We start from the raw sequence: 26,136 nt of genomic DNA, 5'->3' as shown, positions 1-26,136 counted from the left end.
TGTGGCCGCTCAGGGCGCGAGCCACCCGGCCGTGTAGGTGTCGATCTCCGCGGCGATCCGGGCCTTGCCCGCCTCGTCCAGGAACGACGCGCTCACCGCGTTCTTCGCGAGGTCGGCCAGGCCCCGCTCGTCGAGGCCGAGGAGACGCGCGGCGACCGCGTACTCGTTGTCGAGGTCGGTGCCGAACATCGGCGGGTCGTCGGAGTTGACCGTCACGAGCACCCCGGCCTCCACGAACCGCGCCAGCGGGTGCTCCTCGATCGTGCGCACCGCGCGCGTGGCGATGTTGGACGTCGGGCACACCTCCAGCGGGATCCGGTGCTCGGCGAGATGCGCGAGCAGCTTCGGGTCCTGCGCGGCACTCGTTCCGTGCCCGATGCGCTCGGCGCGCAGCTCGGTGAGCGCGTCCCAGATCGTCTGCGGGCCGGTGGTCTCCCCGGCGTGCGGCACGGAGTGCAGCCCGGCCGCGATCGCCCGGTCGAAGTACGGCTTGAACTGCGGCCTCGGCACACCGATCTCCGGGCCGCCGAGCCCGAAGGAGACCAGGCCCTCGGGGCGCAGCCGGTCGTCGGTCGCGAGCCGCGCGGTCTCCTCCGCCGACTCCAGTCCGGCCTCGCCGGGGATGTCGAAGCACCAGCGCAGCACGGTCCCGAACTCGGCCTCGGCCTCCTTGCGGGCGTCCTCGATCGCCTCCATGAAGGCCCGTGCGTCGATGCCGCGCCGGGTGGACGAGAACGGCGTGATCGTCAGCTCGGCGTAGCGGACCTGCTGCCGGGCCAGGTCACGGGCCACCTCGTAGGTCAGCAGCCGCACGTCCTCGGGGGTGCGGATGAGGTCCACGACGGACAGGTACACGTCGATGAAGTGGGCGAAGTCGGTGAACGTGAAGTAGTCGGCCAGCGCCTCGGGGTCGGTGGGCACCCGTGAGTCGGGGTGGCGGGCGGCGAGTTCCGCGACGATGCGGGGAGAGGCGGAGCCGACGTGGTGGACGTGCAGTTCGGCCTTCGGCAGCCCGGCGATGAACGCGTGCAGATCGCGCGGAGCGTGGGCGTCGACGAGATGGTCGGTCAAGGTTCCTCCCCGGAACGGCGTCCGCGCGGCCGGGGTGCCGGCGGCGCGACGCGGGTGATCGGCTGATCGGTGACTCGGGATCATCGTAGGCCGGGGCCGCGACCCGCAGGCCCGGGCCTTAGCATGACGGCACGTACGACTGAGGGGGGTCCGCGCATGTCCGACGACACGCAGCCGCCGGAGACGCCGCAAGGCCCCGGGACGCCCGAGGGCGGGGCCACGGCCCCGAGGACCTCGCTGGAGAAGACAGAGCCCGCCGTGCCCGCCACGGGCGAGCGGGACCCGTGGGCGCCGCCCGCGCCGGACGGGCCCGGGAACACCGTCGCCGCGAACGACCCGCCGGCCACCTGGGCCGGTCCCACCGCGCACGACCAGCGGACGATGGCCGCGCTGCCCACCCCGGGCGGCCCTGTGCAGCCCGGCGCGGCGCCCTGGGCGCATCCGGCGGCGCCCGGCCCCGCGGCCGACCCCTTCGCGCCCCCGGCGGACACCGGCCCCTACGGCTCGTACGGCGAGCCCGTCCCGCCGCCGCCCATCGGCCCCGAGGGGCCCGGCCAGGTGCCGTACGGCTATCCGGGCACCCCCGGCTATCCGGGCGCCCCCGGTCATCCGGGCACCCACGCGCCCGGCGGCTACTCCTACGGCTGGCCGGGGATGCACCACCCCCTGCCCAGCAACGGCATGGGGACGGCCGGACTCGTGCTCGGCATCATCTCCGCGGTGATCTTCTGCCTGTGGCCGATCGCCATCATCCTGGGTGTGCTGGCGCTGATCTTCGGCGCGATCGGGCGCGGCAAGGCGCGGCGCGGCGAGGCCACGAACCCCGGGCAGGCGCTCGCCGGGATCATCTGCGGTGTCGCCGGCATCGTCCTCGGCGTGGGCATGCTGGTGCTCGTGGTCTTCGTGAACCTGTAGCCGCCCGGCGCCGCGCGGCAGACCGCCCTACGGGGCTCCCGCGGAGCCCCGCAGCCGCTCCCGTGCCTCCATCAGGGCGAATCCCAGCAGGTTCGGCCCCTTCCAGCGCTCCGGATCGGCGGCGCCCTGGTCGGTCGCAGCCAGGCCTATGCCCCACACCCGGTCCAGCGGGCTGGCCTCCACCAGGACCCGGTCGCCGGTGCCGAGCAGGAAGCCGCGCAGGTCGGGGTGGGCGGCGAACTTGTGGACGGAGCCCTCCACGACGATGCGGAAGCGCTCGCGCGCCCACACCGCGTCGTCGAACCCGCGCACCAGCCGCCCGGCCTTCTTCGCCTCGCCGGGGTGCTCCGCGGCCAGCGCCCGCCGCTCCGCCTCCGCGTCCCCGAAGAGCCGGGCCTTGCCGGCCATCATCCAGTGCTCGGCCGTCGCGTAGCGCACGCCGTCCACCGTGAACGGCGACGGCCACCACTGGCTGAGACAGCTCGCTCCGACACGTCCGTCCGGTAGCGGCCGGTGTCCCCAGAAGTGGAGATACTTGACCCTCGCCCCCGAGCGGACCTCCTGTTTCAGGACATCCCAAGAATCGATCTTCGCCATGTGCCCGAGTCTGGCACGCACCACCGACAATCCGTCCTCGGTTTTCCGTGCCGACTCGACACCTGGTCGACAGATTCCGTCGCGTAACCAAATGGCAACAACGGAATCACTTGTTGGAGTCCACCCGCTCTGTCAGGATCGGCACTCAAATCGAGCCTGAGCCACGCCGGCCCCACTCCGGGGCACGGAGGGAGCGACATGCACAACCCGGGCAAGCCGACCCCGGAACGATTCCCGGCCCAGGACCACTTCGCCGACGGCGCCCAGTTCATCGCGGGCCGCCTGACGAAGGGGACCTCGGGGCGCACCCACGCCGTGGTCGACCCCGCCACGGGCGAGGAGGTGTACACCTACGACCTGGCCGGAACCGACGACGTCGACGCCGCCGTCGCCGCCGCGCGCGCCGCCTTCCCCGGCTGGTCGGGCGCCACCCCGGCCGAGCGGTCCGACGCCCTGCACCGCTTCGCCGCCGTGCTCGCCGAGCGCGCCGAGGACTTCGCCCGCGCGGAGTCCCTCCAGTGCGGCAAGCCGCTGAAGCTCACCCGTGAGTTCGACGTGCCGGGCACGATCGACAACACCGCCTTCTTCGCGGGCGCGGCCCGCCACCTCCAGGGCCAGTCGGCGGGGGAGTACTCCGGCGACCACACCTCGTACGTCCGGCGTGAGCCCATCGGTGTGGTCGGCTCGATCGCCCCCTGGAACTACCCGCTGCAGATGGCCGCCTGGAAGATCCTCCCGGCGATCGCGGCGGGCAACACGATCGTGCTCAAGCCGGCCGAGCTCACTCCGCTCACCTCGCTGCTGTTCGCGCAGGCCGCCACTGACGCCGGCATCCCCGACGGTGTGATCAACATCGTCACCGGCACCGGCAAGGAGGCCGGCGAGCACCTGGTCGGGCACCCCGACGTCGCCATGACCTCCTTCACCGGGTCCACCGCCGTCGGCCGGCGCGTCGCCGAGATCGCCACCGCCACCGTCAAGCGGATCCACCTGGAGCTCGGCGGCAAGGCCCCCTTCCTCGTGTTCGACGACGCCGACCTGGAGGCCGCCGCGCACGGCGCCGTCGCGGGCTCGCTCATCAACACCGGGCAGGACTGCACGGCCGCGACCCGCGCGTATGTGCAGCGCCCCCTGTACGAGGCGTTCGTCGAGCGCACCGCCGCGCTGATGGAGAGCGTCCGCCTCGGCGACCCGTTCGCCCCCGGCACCGACCTCGGCCCGCTGATCTCGCACACCCAGCGCGACCGGGTGGCCGGCTTCGTCGACCGGGCGCGCGGCTACGCGCGCGTCGTCACCGGCGGCGAGGCCCCCCAGGGGGAGCTCGGGAAGGGCGCGTACTATCGCCCCACCCTCGTCGCCGACGCGCCGCAGGACAGCGAAGTCGTGCAGTCCGAGATCTTCGGGCCGGTACTGGTCGTCCTCCCCTTCGACACGGACGACGAGGGCATCGCGCTGGCCAACGACACCCCGTACGGCCTCGCCGCCTCCGCCTGGAGCCGTGACGTCTACCGGGCCAACCGCGCCACCCGCGAGATCAAGGCGGGCTGCGTGTGGGTGAACGACCACATCCCGATCATCAGCGAGATGCCGCACGGCGGCTACAAGGCGTCCGGCTTCGGCAAGGACATGTCCGCGTACTCCTTCGAGGAGTACACCCAGATCAAGCACGTCATGTTCGACAACACCGCGGTCGCCGCGAAGGACTGGCACCGCACCGTCTTCGGGGACCGATAGCAGCCAGGCCGCCCGACCCGCGGCCATCTCCCGAAAGGGCACCACGCGCATGGAGCAGTACGAGCCCGACCGCCTTTCCCCGCCGCAGGTGGCAGCCATGCGGCGCAGCCTGGCCAACGGCCGGGCCGCCATGACCCGCCGCAGCCTGCTGCGCGCCTCCACGGGCGGCGCGCTCGCGGTCGGCGGCCTCGGGGCACTGACCGGCTGCGGCATCCCCGCGGCCGGCGACACCAAGGGCGGCGTCTCGGCGGAGGACCACTCGGCGAAGGAGAAGACCGTCAGCTTCTCCAACTGGACCGAGTACATGGACACCGACGACAGCGGGCGCAAGCACCCGACGCTGGACGCGTTCACGAAACGCACCGGCGTCAAGGTGAAGTACACCGAGGACATCAACGACAACACCGAGTTCTTCGGCAAGATCAAGCCGCAGCTCGCCGCGGGCCAGGACACCGGCCGCGACATCATCGTCCTCACCGACTGGCTGGCCGCCCGGCTCATACGCCTCGGCTGGGTGCAGAAGCTGGACGCGTCCAACCTGCCGCACGCCTTCGCCAACGTGGCGTCGTCGTACCGCAGTCCCGACTGGGACCCGGGCCGCGCCTACTCCTATCCCTGGCAGGGCATCGCGACCGTCATCGCCTACAACAAGAAGGCGCTCGACGGCGTCGAGGTGAAGAACCTGTCCGACATGCTCGACAACCCGAAGCTCAAGGGCCGGGTCGGACTGCTCACCGAGATGCGCGACACCATGGGCATGGCGCTGCTCGACATGGACAAGGACCCGCGCAGCTTCACCGCCGACGACTACGACGCGGCGCTCGCCAGGCTCCAGAAGTGCGTCGACAAGGGCCAGATCCGCCGCTTCACCGGCAACGACTACACCTCGGACCTGACCAAGGGCGACCTCGCCGCCTGTGTCGCCTGGGCCGGTGACGTCGTCCAGCTGAAGGCCGACAACCCGGACATCGACTTCGTCATCCCGGACAGCGGCTACATGCTCTCCAGCGACAACATGCTGATCCCCAACAAGGCGCGGCACAAGACGAACGCCGAGCGGCTGATCGACTTCTACTTCGAGCCGCAGCCGGCCGCCGAGCTCGCCGCCTACATCAACTTCGTCTGTCCCGTCGACGGGGTGAAGGACGAGCTCGCGAAGCTCGACGAGGACGCGGCGAACAATCCGCTGATCCTCCCCGACAAGGCCATGCAGGCCAAGTCCCGTGCCTTCCGCTCGCTGAGCAGCAAGGAAGACACGGAGTTCGAAGGCAAGTTCGCGAAGCTCACTGGGGCGTGACGAGATGAAGACCACCAAGGACACCACCACGGCCGCCGCGCACGGCGGCGACGTCCGCCTCTCCGGCATCAGCAAGACCTACGGCTCCTTCACGGCCGTCCACCCGCTCGACCTGACCGTCCCCGAGGGCTCCTTCTTCGCCCTGCTCGGCGCCTCGGGCTGCGGCAAGACCACCACCCTGCGCATGATCGCCGGTCTGGAGGAGCCCTCCGCGGGCACCGTCCACCTCGGCGACCAGGACGTGACCGCCCTCCCGCCGTACAAACGGCCGGTGAACACGGTCTTCCAGTCCTACGCCCTCTTCCCGCACCTCGACATCTTCGAGAACGTCGCCTTCGGTCTGCGCCGGCGCGGCATCAAGAGCGTGAAGAAGCAGGTCGACGAGATGCTCGACCTCGTACAGCTCGGCGAGCAGGCCCGCAAGAAGCCGCACCAGCTCTCCGGTGGCCAGCAGCAGCGCGTGGCCGTCGCCCGCGCCCTGATCAACCACCCCAAGGTGCTCCTCCTCGACGAGCCGCTCGGCGCCCTCGACCTGAAGCTGCGCCGCCAGATGCAGCTGGAGCTCAAGCGCATCCAGACCGAGGTCGGCATCACCTTCGTGCACGTCACGCACGACCAGGAGGAGGCCATGACCATGGCCGACCAGGTCGCCGTGATGAACGCCGGACGCGTCGAGCAGCTGGGCTCCCCGGCCGACCTGTACGAGAACCCGCGCACCACGTTCGTCGCCAACTTCCTCGGCAGCTCCAACTTCATCGAGGCCGAGATCGACTCCCGCGGCGGCGACGGCCTGGTCCTCAAGGCGGGCGGCGGCAAGCTGGTGCTGCCCGAGGCCCGCAATTCCGCTTCGACGACGACCGGCGGCAAGGTGCTGGTGGGCGTGCGCCCCGAGAAGATCTCCGTCACGCACGCCGACGAGGCCGGCGAGATACCCGAGGGCCGCAACCGCATCACGGGCCGGATCGCCGACTCCTCCTTCATCGGCGTCTCCACGCAGTACGTCGTCGACAGCCCCGTCTGCCCCGAGTTCGAGGTCTACGCCCAGAACATCGCCCGCGACCCGCGGCTCGTGCCCGGCGCCGAGGTCGTCCTGCACTGGAACCCCGCGCACACCTTCGGGCTCGACGCCACCCAGGACATCGACGCGGGCACCGAGGAAGAGGCGGCGGTCTGATGGCGACCCTCACCGAGGCGCCCCCGCCTCTCACCCCCGCCGCCCCCGAGAAGAAGGCCAAGCCGCCGCGCCGGCGCGGCCGTCTCGTCCCGTACTGGCTGCTGCTCCCCGGCATCCTGTGGCTGCTGGTCTTCTTCGCGCTGCCGATGGTCTACCAGGCCTCCACGTCCGTGCAGACGGGCTCCCTGGAGGAGGGCTACAAGGTCACCTGGCACTTCGCGACGTACTGGGACGCCCTCTCCGAGTACTACCCGCAGTTCCTGCGCTCGGTGCTCTACGCCGGTTCCGCGACGATCCTGTGCCTGCTCCTCGGCTACCCGCTCGCGTACCTCATCGCCTTCCGGGCGGGCCGCTGGCGGAACCTGATCATGATCCTGGTGATCGCGCCGTTCTTCACCAGCTTCCTGATCCGCACCCTCGCCTGGAAGACGATCCTCGCCGACGGCGGCCCGGTCGTCGGCGCCCTCAACACCCTGCACGTCCTCGACGTCACGAGCTGGCTCGGCATGACCCAGGGCGACCGGGTGCTGGCCACCCCGCTCGCGGTCGTGTGCGGTCTGACGTACAACTTCCTGCCGTTCATGATCCTGCCGCTGTACACCTCGCTGGAGCGGATCGACCCGCGGCTGCACGAGGCGGCGAACGACCTGTACGCCCGGCCGGTCACCACCTTCCGCAGGGTCACCTTCCCGCTGTCGATGCCGGGTGTCGTCTCCGGCACCCTGCTGACCTTCATCCCGGCCACCGGCGACTACGTCAACGCCGACCTGCTCGGCTCCACGGACACCCGGATGGTCGGCAACGTCATCCAGTCGCAGTTCCTGCGCATCCTGGACTACCCGACGGCCGCGGCCCTCTCCTTCATCCTGATGGCCGCCATCCTCGTCATGGTGACCGTCTACATCCGCAGGTCCGGAACGGAGGATCTGGTCTGATGGCCGTCGTCAACTGGCTCAAGCGGCACTTCGTCGTCATCGCGGGACTGGTCACGCTCGCCTATCTCCTGCTGCCGAACGTCGTCGTGACGGTGTTCTCCTTCAACCGCCCCAAGGGCCGCTTCAACTACGAGTGGCAGGAGTTCTCCACGGACGCCTGGCGCGACCCGTGCGGGGTCTCCGGGCTCTGCGGATCGCTGTCCGTCAGCCTCCAGATCGCCCTGTGGGCGACCCTCGGCGCCACCCTCCTCGGCACGCTGATCGCCTTCGCGCTGGTCCGCTACCGGTTCCGGGCGCGCGGCGCGATCAACTCGCTGATCTTCCTGCCGATGGCGATGCCCGAGGTCGTCATGGCGGCCTCGCTGCTCACCCTGTTCCTCAACATGGGCGCCCAGCTGGGCTTCTGGACGATCCTCATCGCCCACATCATGTTCTGCCTCAGCTTCGTCGTGACCGCCGTCAAGGCGCGCGTGATGTCGATGGACCCGCGTCTGGAGCAGGCCGCGCAGGACCTCTACGCCGGTCCCGTGCAGACGTTTCTGCGGGTGACCCTGCCGATCGCGGCGCCGGGCATCGCGGCCGGCGCGCTGCTCGCCTTCGCGCTGTCGTTCGACGACTTCATCATCACCAACTTCAACGCCGGCTCCACCGTCACCTTCCCGATGTTCGTCTGGGGCTCGGCGCAGCGCGGAACGCCCGTTCAGATCAATGTCATCGGCACGGCCATGTTCGTCATCGCCGTCCTGTTCGTCCTGGCCTCCATGGCCGTCGGGAACCGCCGCAAGAAGCAGAAGGCATAGACCCCTGTAGGGAGTTGACATCATGGCCCCGAGCGCCATGAGTTCTGGCAGTCACTGGACGAAGTCCCTCTCCGACGCCCAGCCGGTCCCGTACTGGCTGGACGACCCGGGCCGCCCCCGCCCCGAGCCCGCCCTCACCACCGCCGAGACCTGCGACCTGCTGGTCGTCGGCGGCGGGTACAGCGGGCTGTGGACCGCGCTGCTCGCCAAGGAGCGGGACCCCGGGCGGGACGTGGTCCTGGTCGAGGGCCGCGAGGTGGGCTGGGCCGCCTCCGGCCGCAACGGCGGCTTCTGCGCCGCCTCCCTCACCCACGGGACGGCCAACGGGCTCGCCCGCTGGCCGTCGGAGATCCACCGGCTGGAGCGGCTGGGCGCCCGCAACCTCGACGAGATCGAGCGCGCGGTCGCCCGGTACTCCCTGGACTGCGACTTCGAGCGCACCGGCGAGATCGACGTCGCCACCGAGGCGTACCAGGCGGAGGAACTGCGCGCCTGGTACGACGAGCTGCGCGACCGGGGGCTGGCCGAGGGCATCGAGTACCTCGACGCCGATGCGGTACGGGCGCAGGTCGACTCGCCGACCTTCCGGGCCGGCCTGCACGACCGCCGGGGGGTCGCCCTGCTCCACCCGGCCAAGCTGGTCTGGGGCCTGAAGCGGGCCTGCAAGGACCTCGGCGTCCGCGTCTACGAGCACACCCCCGCCCTGGACCTGAAGCCGTACGGCGCCGGGATGGCCGTCCGCACGCCCTACGGCCGGGTCCGCGCCCGCCGGGTCGCGCTCGGCACGAACATCTTCCCGAACCTGGTCCGCCGGGTCCGCTCCTACACCGTCCCGGTCTACGACTACGCCCTGATGACCGAGCCCCTGACCGAGGACCAGCTCGCGTCGATCGGCTGGAAGAACCGCCAGGGCCTCGGGGACTCGGCGAACCAGTTCCACTACTTCCGGCTCTCCGCCGACAACCGCGTCCTGTGGGGCGGCTACGACGCCGTCTACCCGTACGGCGGCCGGGTGCGGTCCGAGTACGACGACCGCCCGGAGACGTACGCCAAGCTGGCCGGGCACTTCTTCACCTGCTTCCCGCAGCTGGAGGGGCTGCGCTTCACGCACGCGTGGGGCGGCGCGATCGACACCTGCTCGCGCTTCTCGGCGTTCTTCGGCACCGCCCACCAGGGCAAGGTGGCGTACGCGGCGGGCTACACGGGCCTCGGCGTCGGGGCGACCCGGTTCGGCGCCGACGTGATGCTGGACCTGCTGGCGGGGGAGCGCACCGAGCGCACGGAACTGGAGATGGTGCGCAGGAAGCCGCTGCCGTTCCCACCGGAGCCGTTCGCCTGGACCGGGATCGCGCTCACCAAGTGGTCGCTGGCCCGCGCGGACACGCACGGCGGGCGGCGCAACCTGTGGCTGCGGACGATGGACCGGCTGGGCCTCGGCTTCGACAGCTGACGCCCGGAGACCGGGACCCCCGTGTGGGCCACATCACCCGAACGGGGTGCGGAACCCGCGTAATGCCCGCCGACGACCTCCCTCTCCCTCGTGACGCCATCGGGCGTCCACGACGAAGAGGGAGGTCATCGTCATGACAGGGGCCAAGACGGCGGTGGAATGGCTGGCATCGGTCGCACCGGATCCCGAGAGCTGCCGCTGGGAGTGGGAGCGCAATCCGCTCGGGGTGGCGCTGCTGCCGGCCGGGCGGGCCTGGGACGTGCTCATCCTCCCGGCCGAGCTGGGCTATCCCACGCTGGACGTGCTCACCCGCATCCTCGACCGGCCGGGCCCGGTCCTGGTCGACTTCGGCGACGCGCGCATGGGGTTCTTCGTGCCGCCGGGCACCGCGGCACGCTGGCTCGGCACCGGCATCCGCACCGCCGGGGCGGGCACCTGGATCGTCGTGCCGTATCCGGGGCGGGCCTCGGGCGGGGTGCGCTGGCTGGTGCCGCCGGACGGCGGCGGCACCCTCACCGACCCGTCGCTGCTCGAACTGGCCATGCACGAGGCGGCCGCGGGCCTCGCCCGGCAGGACAAGGAGGAGGGGCGCTAGTGCTGTGACCGGGCAGGTTCACCGGCTCCCAGTCACAGCGCTAGCCCGCGGCACCCCTTGACACGGCGGATTGGTCTGGACCAAGTTGGGGGCGGCTCCCTCCGCACCCCCCTCCAACTCCCCCCTGCCCGGAGGCCCTTGTGGACCGCTCCAGACCCCTCGCCCTGCTCGTCACCGCCGTGCTGGCCCTGTCCGGACTCACCGCGCTCTCGTCGGCCGCCCGTGCGGCCGACGCCGACCTCGTCCGCAACGGCGGCTTCGAGTCCGGCCTCGACGGCTGGACCTGCACGGCGGGCACGGCCGTCGACTCGCCCGTGCACAGCGGGCGTTCCGCCCTCCAGGCCACCCCGGCGGGCAGCGACAACGCCCGCTGCGCGCAGACCGTGACGGTGAAGCCGGACTCGGCGTACACGCTGTCCGGCCACGTCCGCGGCGCGTACGTGTACCTCGGCGCCGACGGCACCGGCACCACCGACGTCTCCACCTGGACCCAGTCCGCCCCGGACTGGCAGCGGCTCACCACCACCTTCCGCACCGGCCCCTCCACCACCCGCGTCACCCTCTACACCCACGGCTGGTACGGCACCGGCGCCTACCAGGCCGACGACATCTCGCTGATCGGGCCGGGTGGCGACGCCACCCAGCCGCCGGCGCCCCCGTCCGGCCTGACCGCCGGGACCGTCACCTCCTCCAGCGTCGCCCTCACCTGGCCGGCGGTCCCCGGCGCCACGAGCTACGCCGTCTACCGCGACGGCGCCAAGGTCCGTACGGTGAGCGGCACCTCGGCCACCGTCACCGGACTCTCACCCGCGACCGCGTACGCCTTCCAGGTCACCGCGCTCAACGAGGCCGGCGAGTCCGCGCGCTCGGCCACGGTGACGGCCACCACCACCGAACCGACCGGCGGCGACGGCGGCCTCCCGGCGCACGCCCTGGTCGGCTACCTCCACGCGAGCTTCGCCAACGGCTCCGGCTACACCCGCATGGCCGACGTCCCCGACAGCTGGGACGTCATCGACCTGGCCTTCGGCGAGCCCACCTCGGTCACCTCGGGCGACATCCGCTTCGACCGCTGTCCCGTCACCGAGTGCCCGAACGTGGAGAGCGACGCCGAGTTCAAGGCGGCGATCAAGGCCAAGCAGGCGGCCGGCAAGAAGGTGCTCATCTCCATCGGCGGCCAGAACGGCCAGGTGCAGCTGACCACGGCGGCCGCGCGGGACACCTTCGTCTCCTCCGTCTCGAAGATCATCGACGAGTACGGCCTCGACGGCCTCGACATCGACTTCGAGGGCCACTCCCTCTCCCTGAACGCCGACGACACCGACTTCCGGAACCCGAAGACGCCGGTGATCGTCAACCTCATCTCGGCCCTGAAGACCCTCAAGGCCCGGTACGGCGACGACTTCGTGCTGACCATGGCCCCGGAGACCTTCTTCGTCCAGCTCGGATACCAGTACTACGGCACCGGCAAGTGGGGCGGCCAGGACCCCCGTGCGGGCGCCTACCTCCCCGTGATCCACGCCCTGCGCGACGACCTGACGCTGCTGCACGTCCAGGACTACAACTCGGGCCCGATCATGGGCCTGGACAACCAGTACCACTCCATGGGCGGCGCCGACTTCCACATCGCCATGACCGACATGCTGCTCACCGGCTTCCCGGTCGCGGGCGACGCGAACAACGTCTTCCCGCCGCTGCGCCCGGACCAGGTGGCGATCGGCATGCCGGCCACGCCCAACGCGGGCAACGGCCATGTGTCCCCGGCCGAGGTCACCAGGACCCTCGACTGCCTGACGAAGCGGACGAACTGCGGTGCGTACGCGACCCACGGCACCTGGCCCGAGCTGCGCGGCCTGATGACCTGGTCGGTCAACTGGGACCGGTTCGGCGGCTGGGAGTTCCAGCGGACGTTCGACGGCTACTTCGGCTGAGGAACAGCCACAGCGCGGTGAGCAGCAGCGTGCCCAGGCACCAGCTGGCCAGGACGTCCAGGGGCCAGTGGTAGCCACGCCGGGTCAGCCCGAACCCGACGCCGAGATTCAGCGCGGCGCACAGGACGAGGAGGGCCCGGCGGGTGCCCGCGGACCGCAGCAGCGGCAGCAGGAGCAGGGCCGCGGCCCCGTAGGCGACGGCGGCCGTGGCCGTGTGCCCCGACGGGTAGTAGCCGGTGGCGGGCGGTACGGCCGGGGTGCCCGGGCGTGCCGTGAGCACCTTGAGCGGGATCACCAGCACCGGCACCAGCGCCATCAGCAGGGCGGCGGACACGCCCGGCAGCCACCAGTGGTCTGTACCGGTGCGCCGGTGCCGCCAGGTGATGTACCCGAGGGCGGCCAGCAGGACCGGCACGGCGACCTGGACGTTGCCGAGATCGGCCAGCAGTTCGGAGAGGGGGCCGGGACGCACGAGGGCCCGACTGGCGGTCTCGTCGAGACCGACCAGCGGGCCGTCCGTCACCACCTGCCAGGTGATGAGCGCGAAGAACAGGGCGGGAAGCCCGAGAAGGAGGAGGGAGGTCGGCCGCCCCGGAACAGGGGGGGTGGTTCCGAGGCGGCCGTCCGGATCGGATCGCCGCGCGCCCCGGGGGGTTTGGGGCGGGCGACTGTCCGATCGGTGAGGAGATCCGGAGCCGGAGGCGCCGGTTGTGTGCGCGAGGGCACGACCAGGTCGAAGCTGGGGAGGCCCCGGCCTGATGTCGCCCAGAGTCCCCTCCGGGCGGGGTGTATCTCTCATCTGGTTAGAACCTACGGCAGACAGATGCCGTTAGACAGTCGGAAACGCGTCCTGCCATCCACCTCGCACACCTTCTTCACACGCTCTGACGCCGACCGCCCCCGCCCCGGAACCGCGGACGGCGCGAGGGCTGGGGCGGACGAGGCGCGGGGGGCTTGTGCACCGGCCCCCACCAGTGGTTTCGCCGTGACCTCAGATACGGGCGAAAGCCTGCTCGATGATGTCGAGGCCCTCGTTCAGCAGGTCCTCGCCGATGACCAGCGGCGGCAGGAAGCGGAGCACGTTGCCGTAGGTGCCACAGGTCAGGACCAGCAGGCCCTCGGCGTGGCACGCCTTGGCCAGCGCGGCCGTGGCCTCCGGGTTCGGCTCCTTGGTGGCGCGGTCCTTGACCAGCTCGATGGCGATCATGGCGCCGCGGCCCCGGACGTCGCCGATGACGTCGAACTTCTCGGCCATGGCGGTCAGGCGCGCCTTCATGACGCCCTCGATGTTCTTCGCCCTGGCGTTGAGGTCGAGTTCCTTCATCGTCTCGATGGCGCCGAGCGCACCGGCGCAGGCCACCGGGTTGCCGCCGTAGGTGCCGCCCAGGCCGCCCGCGTGCGCGGCGTCCATGATCTCGGCGCGGCCGGTCACGGCGGCGAGCGGCAGACCGCCCGCGATGCCCTTGGCGGTGGTGATGAGGTCCGGGACGATGCCCTCGTCCTCGCAGGCGAACCACTGGCCGGTGCGGCAGAAGCCCGACTGGATCTCGTCGGCGACGAACACGATGCCGTTGTCGTTGGCGAACTTCACGATCGCCGGCAGGAAGCCCTTGGCGGGCTCGATGAAGCCGCCCTCGCCGAGGACCGGCTCGATGATGATCGCGGCGACGTTGTCGGCCCCGACCTGCTTGGTGATCATGTCGATCGCCTGGGCCGCGGCCTCGGGGCCGGCGTTCTCGGCACCGGTCGGCCAGCGGTAGCCGTAGGCCACCGGCACCCGGTAGACCTCGGGCGCGAACGGCCCGAAGCCGTGCTTGTACGGCATGTTCTTCGCCGTCAGCGCCATCGTCAGGTTGGTCCGGCCGTGGTAGCCGTGGTCGAAGACGACGACGGCCTGGCGCTTGGTGTACGCGCGGGCGATCTTCACGGCGTTCTCGACGGCCTCGGCGCCCGAGTTGAACAGCGCGGACTTCTTGGCGTGGTCACCCGGGGTCAGCTCCGCCAGCGCCTCGGCGACGGCGACGTAGCCCTCGTACGGCGTGACCATGAAACAGGTGTGGGTGAAGTCGGCGAGCTGCGCGGACGCCTTGCGCACGACGGCCTCGGCGGAGGCGCCGACGGAGGTCACGGCGATGCCGGAGCCGAAGTCGATGAGGCGGTTGCCGTCGACGTCCTCGATGATGCCGCCGCCCGCGCGCGCGGTGAACACGGGCAGGACGGAGCCCACACCCTGCGCCACCGCGGCGGTACGGCGGGCCTGCAGCTCCTGCGACTTCGGGCCGGGGATGGCGGTGACGACGCGGCGCTCCTGGGGAAGTGCGCTCATGAGGGGCTCCTGGAGGTTCTACGGACGTTTTGTCTTCTCTTTTCTCGCAGGCTAGGGCGGGGAGCGGAGGGTGGGCATGCTCCATGTGGGCGTTGTCCGCGGCGCCGGTTGTCCGTGGTGGACATGGCGGGCGCCGCAGGCTCGAAGACGAGCGGAACACCCGGGTCCGCCACGTCGGCCGCGTAAGCGGTGTCCTGACGGGTGCCGGGCACTAGATTGACTCGCTGACGGATGCAGGGAGCGGCTGGTCAGGGGGCAAGGGCGATGGACGGCGACGGCACGCAGGAGGCACGGGGCACCCACGCGACGCCTGTGCCGCGATCACGCTCCGCGCTGCCCCCGATGCCGTCGGCCCCGCCCGGCCAGGCCCCCGGCGCCCCGGTGGCCGGCTGGCTGGACGAACCGCGTCCCGAGACCGGTCCCGGCATCTGGCGCTTCGGATACCGCCCGCCCAAGGCAGCGAAGGCCGAACGGGTCAGCCCCACGACCGTCGTCGGCATGCTGATCCCGCTGGCCGCCGCGCTGCTGGTGTGGTCGTTCTGGCGGCGCGGGGCGCTGCCGTACCAGTTCACCCTGCTGCGGCTGTTCACCCCGGAGGACTGGTGGTGGGGCGGCACCCTGGCCCGTCCCAAGCACCTGGAGGGCCAGGCGCTGCAGTACCCGGGCGTGGAGGCCCTGGACGTCTACAACGGCCTCTTCTTCGCCCTCCTCCTCTACACGGTCGCCCGGCTCGGCAGCTGGCCCGCCGTCGTCCGGCACCTCCTGGACGGCAGGCCCCAGCCGGCCCGCGCCCTGTGGGCGGCGTTCGGCGCCCTGGCCGCGCTCACCCTCGTCCACCCGGACGCGTTCCCCCTCGTCGGCTGGGACCCGCTGCCCGTCGTGAGCCCGCTGTTCTCCCTGATCGTGCTGCTCAGCGACTCCTACGACGTCTACTCGGCCCCCTGGGAGTCCGTCCTCCACCTGCTCGTCACCGCCCTCGTGGTGTGGCCCTTCGCGCGCCTCGGCGGCTGGTGGTCACTGGCCCGGGACCGGCTCGCGGGACGCGGGGCGGCGCAGGGGGAGGAGCCGGAGGCCGCCCCCGTGGAGCCGCGCTCCCGCTTCCCCGAACTGCGCGAGGCCGGCCAGCACCAGGCCGCCGACGTCCTCGCCGCCGAGGTCCTCGCCGGGCGCATGACCGACGTCGACTGCGCCCGTCTCGCGCACCACTGGACGCGCGCCCGGGGGCAGGGACGCCCGGCGGACTTCACGGACGCCGTCCTGCGGCAGGGCGCCGCCGCCTTCACGCACCCGTCCGGTGCCCGCGACCTGCACGCCCGCACCGCACGGCACGACCTGCTCAGCGGGCAGGTGCGCATCGGCCGGTGGGCCGCCACCGAGCGCACCCCGGCCGCGTACGGCGGGGCCGGCGCGGCCCTCGAACCCGCGACGCTGGGCACCTCGCTCCTGGTCGTCGGGCCGTCCGGGTCCGGGAAGACCCGGCAGGTGATCGCCCCGCTGGCCGAGTCCCTCGCACTCCAGGCGCTCACCGGGAGCTGCGCGGTCGTCGTGGTGTGCGGCGCGGGCGCCGCCGTCGGCCCGGACAGCTCGTACGACGTCGTGGTGCGGATCGGCGACCCCGCCTCCACACACGACCTCGACCCCTACGCGGGCGGCGACGACCCCGACGAGGCCGCCGGATTCCTCGCCGAGGCACTCGCCGGGGACCTCGACGCGGTCGGCGCCGAGCGTGCCACCACCGCGCTCGCCCAGCTGCTCGGCCCCTACCGGGCCGCCCACGGACGCTTCCCCGCCCTCCCCGACCTGCGGGACCTGCTGGAGGGCGACGAGCGGGCCCTCACCGATCTGCGCGAGCGGCTGGCCGGCGACGCGCACACGCCGATGCGCCGCGAACTGGACGCCCGGATCCGGCTGACCGGCACCACCGGCGACGCCGGCCCGGTCCTCGCCGGCCGGCTCGCCCTGCTCGACCGGCCCGCCTTCGCCGGCTTCCTCGGCGCCGGCGGAGAGGAGCACCGCCCCTTCTCGCTGCGGGCGGTCGCCCACCACCCGCTGCGGGTCCGGATCGACCTGCCGGAGCGCACCCACGCGGAGGTCTCCCGGCTGATCGCCCGCCTGGTCCTCGCCCAGTTCACCGAGGTCGTCCAGGAGGGCACCGGCGAGCACTTCGCCGCGCTCGTGCTCGACGACGCCACGGGCACCGTCACCCCCGAGTCCGTCCGGCGCGTCCAGCGGCTGCGGCCGCGCAACGCCGGTGTCGTGCTGGCGCTGCGCACGGTGTCCGACGTGCCGGAGGCCCTGCACGGGCCGCTGTACGGGGCCGTGGGCTGCCGGATGGCGCTGTCCGGCGTCACCACCTGGGACGGCGGCCGCTTCGCCGAGGCCTGGGGCACCGAGTGGGTGGAGACCCGGGACGTCGCCCAGCACACCGTCTTCGCCGACCAGCCCATGACCCGCGCCCTGCACCGCCTGCGCAAGCTCGTCACCGGCAAGGCGGTCACCACCGAGGCGGTGACCGTGCGGCAGGTCGAGCGGGAGCGCTGGTCGGCCTCCGAGCTGGCGCACGGGGTGCCGCCGGGGCACGCGGTGCTGTCGGTGACCAGCGTCCGGGGCGAGCACGCCCCGCCCCTGCTGGTGGATCTGCGGGGCTGACCGCGCGATCCGGGCACGGGGCCACGCGATGACCGTACGGTGAGGCAGAATCGGCACAGGCCGTTCATACACGGCGGCCAATTGATCACACGGATCACCGGAGATCCGGCGATCACACCCGATCACACCGATGTGAAGGCCCCATGCCCCCGACGCTTGCCTCGCTCGTCCATCACTCCGCGCTCAAGCTGACCGTGCGGGCGGGCGCGGACCGCCTGGACGTGCCCGTGCGCTGGGCGCACGTCAGCGAGCTGGCCGACCCCGTCCCCTATATGGAGGGCGGCGAGCTGCTGCTGATCACCGCCCTCCAGCTGGACGCCGAGGACCCGGAGGCGATGCGCCGCTACGTCCGGCGGCTGGCCGGGGCCGGAGTGGTCGGCCTCGGCTTCGCGGTCGGCGTCACTTACGAGGAGATCCCCAAGGCGCTGGTCGACGCCGCCGAGGAGGAGGACCTGCCGCTGCTCGAGGTGCCGCGCCGCACCCCTTTCCTCGCCATCAGCAAGGCCGTCTCGGCCGCCATCGCGGCCGAGCAGTACCGGGCGGTGACCGCGGGCTTCGCCGCCCAGCGGGAACTGACCCGGCAGGCCCTGACCGCCGGCCCCGAAGGCCTGCTGGCCGCGCTGGCCTCCCAGGTCGACGGCTGGGCCGCGCTGTACGACGCGTCCGGCGCCGTCGTCGCCACCGCCCCCGAGTGGGCCGGGCGGCGGGCGGCCCGGCTCACCCCGGACGTGGAGCGGCTGCGCGAGCGCCCGGCGCCGGCGTCCTCCGTGGTCGGCGGGCCCGAGAACGAGGACCGGGTCGAACTGCACACCCTGGGCACCGGGCGCCGCCCGCGCGCCGCGCTCGCCGTGGGCACCGCGGCCGCGCCGGGCACGGCCGAGCGGTACGCCGTCCACTCGGCGATCGCCCTGCTGACCCTGACCACCGAGCGGTCCCGCTCGCTCCAGGCCGCCGAGCAGCGGGTCGGGGCCGCGGTCCTGCGCATGCTCCTCGCCGGGCAGCCCGACCACGCCCGCGCCGTCGCCGGGGGCCTGTACGGCGACCTGCTGGACGCGCCGTTCCGGGTGATCGTCGCGGAGGCGGCGTCCGTCTCGGCGGCCAGGGTCGTGGACTCCGGCACCCGGGTGGCGCTGAGCAAGGCGTCCGCCGCGGCCCTCGTCGTCGCGGCCGACGCCGGCGACCCGCTGGGCGCGCTCACCGAGGTCGTCGAGTCGGCGGCGGCCCGCGCGGGGGAGGCGGTGCTGGTGGTGCCCGAGACCGAGACCGGGCGCCTCGTGGTGCTGGCCTCCGACGGGGGCGCCGCCGTCTCCGCGTGCGCCGAGTACGCGGCCGGACTGGAGGCGGCGCGGGCCGGGGCCGTAGCGGACCGGCCGGGCGGCGACGAGGACGAACTGGTCGTCGGGCTCTCCGCGCCCGCCGGGCCGATCGCCGCGGCCGCCGCGTACAAGCAGGCCGGGCAGGCGCTGTCGGTGGCCCGGCGGCGGGGACGCGTGTGCGTGGAGCACGAGCAGCTGGCGTCCGGGTCGGTGCTGCCGCTGCTCGCGGACGACGCGGTGCGGGCGTTCGCCGACGGCCTGCTGCGGGCCCTGCACGAGCACGACGCGACCGGCCGGGGCGACCTGGTGGCCTCGCTGCGGGCGTGGCTGTCCCGGCACGGCCAGTGGGACGCGGCCGCCGCCGACCTGGGCGTGCACCGGCACACCCTGCGCTACCGGATGCGGCGCGTCGAGGAGATCCTCGGGCGCTCCCTCGACGACGCGGACGTGCGCATGGAGCTGTGGCTCGCCCTGAAGGCGACCTCCACCGAGGAGTAGGACGACCGGCGGGACCGGCAGGGCTGCGCCAATCCGTCGAAGCCCGGCACCCCACCAGTACACCCCGGACAAACACCCGGATGCCCCGGCGCCCCTACCGTGGGTCTCGACAGACCAGGACACCCCCAACGCGGAAGGGCCGGGAACCCACATGACTTCCACCCACGCCTTCTGGCTCGCCGGCCGCCAGGTCGGCGGCGAGGACAGCTTCGACGTCACCTCGCCGTGGGACGGCCGTGTCGTCGGCACGGTGAGCGTGCCCACGGACGCGCAGACCGAGGAGGCCGTGGCCGCCGCGTACGCCGTCCGCGACGAGTTCGCCGCCACCCCGGCCCATGTGCGCGCCGCCGCCCTCGACCACGTCAGCAAGCGGCTCGTCGAGCGGACCGAGGAGATCGCCCGGCTCATCTCGGCCGAGAACGGCAAGCCGATCAAGTGGGCCCGTGGCGAGGTCGGCCGTGCCGTGTCCGTGTTCCGCTTCGCGGCCGAGGAGGCCCGCCGGTTCAACGGCGGCGAGGCCCAGCGGCTCGACACCGACGCCGGCGGCCAGGGCCGGCTCGCCCTCACCCGCCGCTTCCCGAAGGGCGTCGTCCTCGGCATCGCGCCCTTCAACTTCCCGCTGAACCTGTGCGCCCACAAGATCGCCCCGGCCATCGCCGCCGGCGCCCCGATCATCCTCAAGCCGGCCCCGGCCACGCCGCTGTCCGGCCTGATCCTCGGTGACCTGCTCGCCGAGACCGACCTCCCGGCCGGTTCCTGGAGCATCCTGCCGGTCCCGAACGAGAAGATGCCGGCCCTGGTGCAGGACGAGCGCCTTCCGGTCATCTCCTTCACCGGGTCCGAGAAGGTCGGCTACGCGATCATGGACTCGGTGCCGCGCAAGCACTGCACCCTGGAGCTCGGCGGCAACGGCGCGGCGGTCGTCCTCGCCGACTTCGCCTCCGACGAGGACCTGGACTGGGCCGCGACCCGGATCGCGACCTTCTCCAACTACCAGGGCGGCCAGTCCTGCATCTCCGTGCAGCGGGTCATCGCGGACGCCTCCGTCCACGACCGGCTGCTGCCCCGTATCGTCGCCGCCGTCGAGGCCCAGGTCACCGGTGACCCGAACGACGACGCCACCGACGTCGGCCCGCTGGTCAGCGAGGACGCCGCCAAGCGCGTCGAGACCTGGGTGGACGAGGCCGTCGCCGCCGGCGCCTCCCTCCTGACCGGCGGCAAGCGCGACGGCGCCTCCTACGCGCCGACCGTCCTCACCGACGTGCCCTCCGACGTCACCCTCGCCTGCGAGGAGGTCTTCGGGCCCGTCCTCACCGTGCAGCGGGCCGACGGGGAGGCCGCCGCCTTCGCCGCCGTCAACGACTCCAAGTACGGCCTCCAGGCGGGCGTGTTCACCCACGACCTGCAGGCCGCCTTCCGCGCCCACCGGGCGCTGGAGGTCGGCGGTGTCGTCATCGGCGACGTCCCCTCCTACCGCGCCGACCAGATGCCGTACGGCGGCGCCAAGCAGTCCGGCGTCGGCCGCGAGGGCGTCAAGTTCGCGATGGACGACTACACCTACGAGCGGGTCCTGGTCCTCACCGGCCTCGCTCTCTGACGCCACCCTCGGTCCGACGGCCGGAGCCCGCTGTGCGGGGGCTCCGGCCGTCGGCGTACGCGGGCCGCCGGGCCACCCGTCCGGCGCAGACGGCCCGCTGGACCGCGCGCACCGGCCCACCGGCCCGGACGCCCGCCGCGGACCCGTGGGAGCCGGACAACGGCTGCGCGCGGGGTGGTGGCCGCGTCCGTAATCGGGTAGATACGATCGGGTAGCACCCGTCGGTAGCCAAACGGCCCATGATCCCGATTCGCGGCGAGGTGAGCCTCTTGTCCGCAGCACCCCCCAAACCCACCGTCACCGAACGTGAGGCACGGCAGGTGGCCGAGGCCGCCCGCCAGCAGGAGTGGCGCAAGCCCAGCTTCGCCAAGGAGCTGTTCCTCGGGCGGTTCCGCCTCGACCTCATCCACCCCCACCCGATGCCCACGGACGAGGCGGCCCAGCGCGGCGAGGAGTTCCTCGCCAAACTGCGCGACTTCGTCGAGACCAAGGTCGACGGCGCCCTCATCGAACGCGAGTCCCGCATCCCGGACGACGTCATCGACGGGCTCAAGGAGCTCGGCGCCTTCGGCATGAAGATCGACACCAGGTACGGCGGTCTCGGCCTCGGGCAGGTCTACTACAACAAGGCCCTCACCCTGGTCGGCTCGGCCTCCCCGGCGATCGGCGTCCTGCTGTCGGCCCACCAGTCGATCGGCGTGCCGCAGCCGCTGAAACTGTTCGGCAGCCCCGAGCAGAAGGAACGCTTCCTCCCGCGCTGCGCCCGCACCGACATCAGCGCCTTCCTGCTGACCGAGCCCGACGTCGGCTCCGACCCCGCCCGCCTGGCCACCACCGCCGTGCCCGACGGGGACGACTACGTCCTCGACGGCGTGAAGCTGTGGACCACCAACGGCGTCGTCGCCGACCTCCTCGTCGTTATGGCCCGGGTGCCGAAGTCCGAGGGCCACAAGGGCGGCATCACCGCCTTCGTTGTCGAGACCAACTCGCCCGGCATCACCGTCGAGAACCGCAACGCGTTCATGGGCCTGCGCGGCATCGAGAACGGCGTCACCCGCTTCCACCAGGTGCGCGTCCCCGCCTCCCACCGCATCGGCCCCGAGGGCGCCGGCCTGAAGATCGCGCTGACCACGCTGAACACCGGCCGGCTCTCGCTGCCCGCGTCCTGCGTGGCCGCCGGCAAGTGGTGCCTGAAGATCGCCCGCGAGTGGTCGGCGGCCCGCGAGCAGTGGGGCAAGCCCATCGCCCACCACGAGGCCGTCGGCTCGAAGATCTCCTTCATCGCGGCCACCACCTTCGCCCTCGAGGCCGTCACCGACCTCGCCTCGCAGATGGCCGACGAGGACCGCAACGACATCCGGATCGAAGGTGCCCTCGCCAAGCTGTTCGCCTCCGAGATGGGCTGGCTCATCGCCGACGAGCTCGTCCAGATCCGCGGTGGCCGGGGCTTCGAGACGGCCGACTCGCTCCGGGCGCGCGGCGAGCGCGGCGTCCCCGCCGAACAGGTCCTGCGCGACCTGCGCATCAACCGCATCTTCGAGGGCTCCACGGAGATCATGCACCTCCTCATCGCCCGCGAGGCCGTCGACGCCCACCTCTCCGTCGCCGGGGACCTCATCGACCCCGACAAGTCCCTCCAGGACAAGGCGAAGGCGGGCGCGAACGCCGGCGTCTTCTACGCCAAGTGGCTGCCGAAGCTGGTCGCCGGGCAGGGGCAACTGCCGTACACCTTCAGCGAGTTCAAGCAGGGTGTCGACCTCTCCGGACACCTGCGGTACGTCGAGCGCACCGCCCGCAAGCTCGCCCGCTCCACCTTCTACGGCATGTCCCGCTGGCAGGGCCGCATGGAGAGCAAGCAGGGCTTCCTCGGCCGGATCGTCGACATCGGCGCCGAGCTGTTCGCCATGAGCGCCGCCTGCGTCCGCGCCGAGCACCTGCGGGCCCGCGGCGAGCACGGGCGCGAGGCGTACCAGCTCGCCGACGCGTTCTGCCGGCAGTCCCGGCTGCGCGTCGAGGAGCTGTTCGGCCGGCTGTGGTCCAACACCGACGACCTGGACCGCAAGGTCGTCAAGGGCGTGATGTCCGGCACGTACGAGTGGCTGGAGCAGGGCATCGTCGACCCGTCCGACGACGGCGGCGTCTGGATCGCCGACGCCACCCCGGGCCCGAGCACGCACGACAACGTCCACCGCCCGATCCGCTGACCGCCCCGTGAGGGGTCACCGCCCGCGGCGGCCCCTCACCATCCTGTTACCCACCGGATGGGGACACGCGGTCCTGCCCGCGGACCGCTGCGGCCACAATGGTGGGATGAGCGACAGTCCAGCCTCCCCCCTCGCCGACCCGCACCTCGTCTACGACCCCGTGGCGGGCGGCGGTCCCAAGGACGTGGTGATCCTCGGCTCCACCGGCTCGATCGGCACCCAGGCCATCGACCTCGTGCTGCGCAACCCCGGCCGGTTCCGGGTGACCGCGCTGTCCGCGAACGGCGGCCGGGTCGCGCTCCTCGCCGAGCAGGCGCACCGGCTGAAGGCCCGGACCGTCGCCGTCGCCCGCGAGGACGCCGTCCCGGCCCTGCGCGACGCTCTGCGCGACCGGTACGGCGCGGGGGAGCCGCTCCCCGAGATCCTCGCGGGACCGGACGCGGCCACCCAGGTCGCCGCCTCCGACTGCCACACCGTCCTCAACGGCATCACCGGCTCCATCGGCCTGGCCCCCACGCTCGCGGCGCTGGAGGCCGGCCGCACCCTCGCGCTCGCCAACAAGGAGTCGCTGATCGTCGGCGGCCCCCTGGTCAAGGCGCTCGCCAAGCCCGGGCAGATCATCCCGGTCGACTCCGAGCACGCCGCCCTCTTCCAGGCGCTGGCGTCCGGCTCGCGCGCCGACGTGCGCAAGCTCGTCGTCACCGCGTCCGGCGGCCCCTTCCGCGGCCGGACGAAGGCCGAGCTGGCGGACGTGACCGTCGAGGACGCCCTCGCGCACCCCACCTGGGCGATGGGGCCGGTCATCACGATCAACTCCGCGACCCTCGTCAACAAAGGGCTCGAGGTCATCGAGGCGCACCTGCTCTACGACATTTCCTTCGACCGCATTGAGGTGGTCGTGCATCCCCAGTCGTATGTCCACTCGATGGTCGAGTTCACCGACGGTTCCACGATCGCCCAGGCGACGCCGCCCGACATGCGCGGCCCCATCGCCATCGGCTTGGGCTGGCCCGAGCGCGTCCCGGACGCCGCCCCCACCTTCGACTGGAGCAAGGCGTCGACGTGGGAGTTCTTCCCGCTCGACAACGAGGCCTTCCCGTCGGTGAACCTGGCGCGGCACGTGGGCGAGCTCGCGGGCACGGCCCCGGCGGTGTTCAATGCCGCCAACGAGGAGTGCGTCGAGGCGTTCCGGGCCGGCGCACTGCCGTTCAACGGCATCATGGAGACCGTCACGCGGGTGGTGGAGGAGCACGGCACCCCGCGCTCGGGAACTTCGCTGACCGTCGCGGACGTCCTCGAAGCGGAGACCTGGGCCCGCGCACGCGCCCGGGAACTGGCGGCACACACGGCGGAGGCCCGTGCATGACACTCCTGATGTTCATCCTCGGCATAGTGCTGTTCGCGATCGGGCTGCTCTTCTCGATCGCCTGGCACGAACTGGGGCACCTGTCCACGGCCAAGCTGTTCGGCATCCGCGTGCCGCAGTACATGGTCGGCTTCGGCCCCACCATCTGGTCGCGGAACAAGGGCGAGACCGAGTACGGCGTCAAGGCGATCCCGTTCGGTGGCTACATCCGGATGATCGGCATGTTCCCGCCCGGCCCCGACGGCCGGCTGGAGGCCCGCTCCACCTCACCGTGGCGCGGCATGATCGAGGACGCGCGCTCGGCGGCCTTCGAGGAGCTGAGGCCGGGCGACGAGAGCCGCCTGTTCTACACGCGCAAGCCGTGGAAACGGGTCATCGTGATGTTCGCGGGCCCCTTCATGAACCTGATCCTCGCGGTAGTGCTGTTCCTCACCGTGCTGATGGGCTTCGGCATCCAGCAGCAGACCACCACGGTCAGCTCGGTCTCCCCGTGCGTCATCGCGCAGACCGAGAACCGCGACACGTGCAAGGCGTCCGACCCCCGCTCCCCGGCCGCGGCCGCGGGCATGAAGGCCGGCGACAAGATCGTCGCCTTCGGCGGGGTGCGCACCGAGGACTGGAACACCCTGTCCGACCTCATCCGCGACAGCGCCGGCAAGCAGGTGCCGATCGTCGTCGACCGGGACGGCCGCGAGGTCACCCTCCAGGCGAAGATCGCCACCAACCGGGTCGTCAAGAAGGACGCGAGCGGGGCGTACGTCGAGGGGGAGTACATCAAGGCCGGCTTCCTCGGCTTCAGCGCGGCCAACGGCGTCGTCAAGCAGGACTTCGGCGAGTCGGTGACCTGGATGTCGGACCGCGTCGGCGACGCCGTCGACTCCCTGGTGGCCCTGCCCTCCAAGGTCCCGGCCCTGTGGGACGCGGCCTTCGGCGACGGCCCACGCGAGCCGGACTCCCCGATGGGCATCGTCGGCGCGGCCCGGGTCAGCGGGGAGATCGCCACGCTCGACATCCCGGCCTCCCAGCAGCTGGCCACGTTCGTCTTCCTGCTGGCCGGGTTCAACCTCTCCCTCTTCCTGTTCAACATGCTCCCGCTGCTGCCGCTCGACGGCGGTCACATCGCGGGCGCGCTGTGGGAGTCGCTGCGCCGGAACCTGGCGCGGGTGCTGCGCCGGCCCGACCCCGGCCCGTTCGACGTGGCGAAGCTCATGCCGGTGGCCTACGTGGTCGCGGGGGTCTTCGTCTGCTTCACCCTGCTGGTACTGGTCGCGGACGTCGTCAACCCGGTCAGGATCTCCTAGCCGTCCGGCAGCCGTACGGCCATCGAGGCGGCCCGGGGCCCTGTGCCCCGGGCCGCCTTCCATCGAGTGGGTTTACGGGGCGTGAGGTGAGGGGCTGAGCGTCCGTGCCGTAATCTCGAAGCCTGGAGCCCGCTGCTGACGGGACCGGACCTTGATCCACGACTTGGGGTTGCACAGCAGATGACTGCGATTTCTCTCGGCATGCCGTCCGTTCCGACCAAGCTCGCCGAGCGCCGCAAGAGCCGGCAGATCCAGGTCGGATCCGTCGCGGTCGGCGGGGACGCCCCGGTGTCGGTGCAGTCGATGACGACGACGCGTACGTCCGACATCGGTGCGACGTTGCAGCAGATCGCGGAGCTGACGGCGTCGGGCTGTCAGAT

The 26,136-nt window shown here is 72.2% G+C and carries 20 protein-coding genes; 16 read left to right on the top strand and 4 right to left on the bottom strand.

Annotated features, from left to right (window positions below; all coding sequences use genetic code 11):
* Nucleotides 1–9: 9 nt before the first annotated feature.
* A complete protein-coding gene (locus ADL34_RS24635; protein ID WP_062666777.1) occupies nt 10–1,071 on the bottom strand; it encodes an adenosine deaminase in 1,062 nt (353 codons plus the stop codon).
* Between the two features lie 156 nt (nt 1,072–1,227).
* Between ADL34_RS24635 and ADL34_RS36810 the strand changes: the two genes are divergently transcribed.
* Nucleotides 1,228–1,986, top strand: a complete 759-nt coding sequence (locus ADL34_RS36810; protein ID WP_234375102.1) for a DUF4190 domain-containing protein — start codon at nt 1,228–1,230, stop codon at nt 1,984–1,986.
* 27 nt (nt 1,987–2,013) lie between these two features.
* Here the strand turns inward: ADL34_RS36810 and ADL34_RS24625 are convergent, their stop codons facing one another.
* Nucleotides 2,014–2,583, bottom strand: a complete 570-nt coding sequence (locus tag ADL34_RS24625; RefSeq protein WP_062666779.1) for an NADAR family protein — start codon at nt 2,581–2,583, stop codon at nt 2,014–2,016.
* 198 nt (nt 2,584–2,781) lie between these two features.
* Between ADL34_RS24625 and ADL34_RS24620 the strand changes: the two genes are divergently transcribed.
* The 8 genes from ADL34_RS24620 to ADL34_RS24585 all read left to right on the top strand — a co-directional run bounded on the left by ADL34_RS24620 (nt 2,782) and on the right by ADL34_RS24585 (nt 12,499).
* Nucleotides 2,782–4,317, top strand: coding sequence for a gamma-aminobutyraldehyde dehydrogenase (locus tag ADL34_RS24620; RefSeq protein ID WP_062666781.1), 1,536 nt, complete (start codon nt 2,782–2,784; stop codon nt 4,315–4,317).
* Nucleotides 4,318–4,366: 49 nt separating this feature from the next.
* On the top strand, nt 4,367–5,614 hold the full coding sequence (locus ADL34_RS24615) for a polyamine ABC transporter substrate-binding protein (protein ID WP_062666783.1): 1,248 nt from the start codon (nt 4,367–4,369) through the stop codon (nt 5,612–5,614).
* Between the two features lie 4 nt (nt 5,615–5,618).
* Nucleotides 5,619–6,788, top strand: coding sequence for an ABC transporter ATP-binding protein (locus tag ADL34_RS24610; protein ID WP_062666784.1), 1,170 nt, complete (start codon nt 5,619–5,621; stop codon nt 6,786–6,788).
* Nucleotides 6,788–7,723, top strand: coding sequence for an ABC transporter permease (locus ADL34_RS24605; RefSeq protein WP_062666786.1), 936 nt, complete (start codon nt 6,788–6,790; stop codon nt 7,721–7,723). The genes ADL34_RS24610 and ADL34_RS24605 overlap by 1 nt, the downstream gene beginning before the upstream one ends.
* On the top strand, nt 7,723–8,523 hold the full coding sequence (locus ADL34_RS24600) for an ABC transporter permease (RefSeq protein ID WP_062666788.1): 801 nt from the start codon (nt 7,723–7,725) through the stop codon (nt 8,521–8,523). Before ADL34_RS24605 ends, ADL34_RS24600 begins: the two co-directional genes overlap by 1 nt.
* Before the next feature lie 22 nt (nt 8,524–8,545).
* A complete protein-coding gene (locus tag ADL34_RS24595; protein WP_062666790.1) occupies nt 8,546–9,973 on the top strand; it encodes an NAD(P)/FAD-dependent oxidoreductase in 1,428 nt (475 codons plus the stop codon).
* Nucleotides 9,974–10,106: 133 nt separating this feature from the next.
* Nucleotides 10,107–10,568, top strand: a complete 462-nt coding sequence (locus tag ADL34_RS24590; protein WP_062666792.1) for a hypothetical protein — start codon at nt 10,107–10,109, stop codon at nt 10,566–10,568.
* Between the two features lie 140 nt (nt 10,569–10,708).
* On the top strand, nt 10,709–12,499 hold the full coding sequence (locus ADL34_RS24585) for a chitinase (protein ID WP_062666795.1): 1,791 nt from the start codon (nt 10,709–10,711) through the stop codon (nt 12,497–12,499).
* On the opposite strand, the gene ADL34_RS24580 is transcribed toward ADL34_RS24585, so the two are convergent.
* Both ADL34_RS24580 and gabT read right to left on the bottom strand, forming a co-directional pair.
* A complete protein-coding gene (locus tag ADL34_RS24580) occupies nt 12,438–13,298 on the bottom strand; it encodes a phosphatase PAP2 family protein (protein ID WP_079034087.1) in 861 nt (286 codons plus the stop codon). The two genes, ADL34_RS24585 and ADL34_RS24580, sit on opposite strands and share 62 nt — an antisense overlap.
* A 192-nt stretch (nt 13,299–13,490) precedes the next feature.
* Nucleotides 13,491–14,825 (bottom strand): 4-aminobutyrate--2-oxoglutarate transaminase, encoded by a 1,335-nt coding sequence (gene gabT, locus ADL34_RS24575; protein WP_062666797.1) that lies wholly within the window; start codon nt 14,823–14,825, stop codon nt 13,491–13,493.
* Between the two features lie 264 nt (nt 14,826–15,089).
* Between gabT and ADL34_RS24570 the strand changes: the two genes are divergently transcribed.
* The 7 genes from ADL34_RS24570 to ADL34_RS35110 form a co-directional block, all read left to right on the top strand.
* Nucleotides 15,090–17,474, top strand: a complete 2,385-nt coding sequence (locus ADL34_RS24570; protein ID WP_062666798.1) for a hypothetical protein — start codon at nt 15,090–15,092, stop codon at nt 17,472–17,474.
* Between the two features lie 143 nt (nt 17,475–17,617).
* The gene (locus ADL34_RS24565) at nt 17,618–19,288 is read left to right on the top strand and encodes a PucR family transcriptional regulator (RefSeq protein ID WP_062666799.1); all 1,671 of its coding nucleotides are present in this window, start codon (nt 17,618–17,620) and stop codon (nt 19,286–19,288) included.
* Nucleotides 19,289–19,439: 151 nt separating this feature from the next.
* Entirely contained in the window at nt 19,440–20,885 is a 1,446-nt protein-coding gene (locus tag ADL34_RS24560; RefSeq protein WP_062666800.1) for an aldehyde dehydrogenase family protein, read from the top strand.
* A 239-nt stretch (nt 20,886–21,124) separates the two neighbouring features.
* Nucleotides 21,125–23,089 carry an acyl-CoA dehydrogenase family protein gene (locus ADL34_RS24555; RefSeq protein ID WP_062666801.1) on the top strand — a complete coding sequence of 655 codons (1,965 nt, stop codon included), beginning with the start codon at nt 21,125–21,127 and terminating at the stop codon, nt 23,087–23,089.
* 106 nt (nt 23,090–23,195) lie between these two features.
* Complete coding sequence (dxr, locus tag ADL34_RS24550) at nt 23,196–24,455, top strand: 1-deoxy-D-xylulose-5-phosphate reductoisomerase (RefSeq protein WP_062666802.1); 1,260 nt, start codon at nt 23,196–23,198, stop codon at nt 24,453–24,455.
* An 8-nt stretch (nt 24,456–24,463) separates the two neighbouring features.
* The gene (locus ADL34_RS24545; RefSeq protein WP_199835630.1) at nt 24,464–25,756 is read left to right on the top strand and encodes a M50 family metallopeptidase; all 1,293 of its coding nucleotides are present in this window, start codon (nt 24,464–24,466) and stop codon (nt 25,754–25,756) included.
* A gap of 180 nt (nt 25,757–25,936) precedes the next feature.
* Nucleotides 25,937–26,136 (top strand): flavodoxin-dependent (E)-4-hydroxy-3-methylbut-2-enyl-diphosphate synthase (locus tag ADL34_RS35110; protein WP_030422095.1); only part of this gene is annotated, 200 nt, incomplete at its 3' end.

This window comes from Streptomyces sp. NRRL WC-3605 (genome assembly GCF_001509795.1).
In the GTDB taxonomy this organism is placed as follows: Bacteria; Actinomycetota; Actinomycetes; order Streptomycetales; family Streptomycetaceae; genus Streptomyces; species Streptomyces viridochromogenes.
Note: the sequence above shows the minus strand (reverse complement) of the source record. Positions and strands in the feature narration are given on the sequence as shown.

What these genes read in the sequence shown, in the direction of transcription:
- ADL34_RS36810 (WP_234375102.1), top strand. Translation starts at nt 1,228, where the DNA reads ATGTCCGACGACACGCAGCCGCCGGAGACGCCGCAAGGCCCCGGGACG.
- ADL34_RS24625 (WP_062666779.1), bottom strand. Translation starts at nt 2,583, where the DNA reads ATGGCGAAGATCGATTCTTGGGATGTCCTGAAACAGGAGGTCCGCTCG.
- ADL34_RS24620 (WP_062666781.1), top strand. Translation starts at nt 2,782, where the DNA reads ATGCACAACCCGGGCAAGCCGACCCCGGAACGATTCCCGGCCCAGGAC.
- ADL34_RS24615 (WP_062666783.1), top strand. Translation starts at nt 4,367, where the DNA reads ATGGAGCAGTACGAGCCCGACCGCCTTTCCCCGCCGCAGGTGGCAGCC.
- ADL34_RS24610 (WP_062666784.1), top strand. Translation starts at nt 5,619, where the DNA reads ATGAAGACCACCAAGGACACCACCACGGCCGCCGCGCACGGCGGCGAC.
- ADL34_RS24605 (WP_062666786.1), top strand. Translation starts at nt 6,788, where the DNA reads ATGGCGACCCTCACCGAGGCGCCCCCGCCTCTCACCCCCGCCGCCCCC.
- ADL34_RS24600 (WP_062666788.1), top strand. Translation starts at nt 7,723, where the DNA reads ATGGCCGTCGTCAACTGGCTCAAGCGGCACTTCGTCGTCATCGCGGGA.
- ADL34_RS24595 (WP_062666790.1), top strand. Translation starts at nt 8,546, where the DNA reads ATGGCCCCGAGCGCCATGAGTTCTGGCAGTCACTGGACGAAGTCCCTC.
- ADL34_RS24590 (WP_062666792.1), top strand. Translation starts at nt 10,107, where the DNA reads ATGACAGGGGCCAAGACGGCGGTGGAATGGCTGGCATCGGTCGCACCG.
- ADL34_RS24580 (WP_079034087.1), bottom strand. Translation starts at nt 13,298, where the DNA reads ATGAGAGATACACCCCGCCCGGAGGGGACTCTGGGCGACATCAGGCCG.
- gabT (WP_062666797.1), bottom strand. Translation starts at nt 14,825, where the DNA reads ATGAGCGCACTTCCCCAGGAGCGCCGCGTCGTCACCGCCATCCCCGGC.
- ADL34_RS24570 (WP_062666798.1), top strand. Translation starts at nt 15,090, where the DNA reads ATGGACGGCGACGGCACGCAGGAGGCACGGGGCACCCACGCGACGCCT.
- ADL34_RS24565 (WP_062666799.1), top strand. Translation starts at nt 17,618, where the DNA reads ATGCCCCCGACGCTTGCCTCGCTCGTCCATCACTCCGCGCTCAAGCTG.
- ADL34_RS24560 (WP_062666800.1), top strand. Translation starts at nt 19,440, where the DNA reads ATGACTTCCACCCACGCCTTCTGGCTCGCCGGCCGCCAGGTCGGCGGC.
- ADL34_RS24555 (WP_062666801.1), top strand. Translation starts at nt 21,125, where the DNA reads ATGATCCCGATTCGCGGCGAGGTGAGCCTCTTGTCCGCAGCACCCCCC.
- dxr (WP_062666802.1), top strand. Translation starts at nt 23,196, where the DNA reads ATGAGCGACAGTCCAGCCTCCCCCCTCGCCGACCCGCACCTCGTCTAC.
- ADL34_RS24545 (WP_199835630.1), top strand. Translation starts at nt 24,464, where the DNA reads ATGTTCATCCTCGGCATAGTGCTGTTCGCGATCGGGCTGCTCTTCTCG.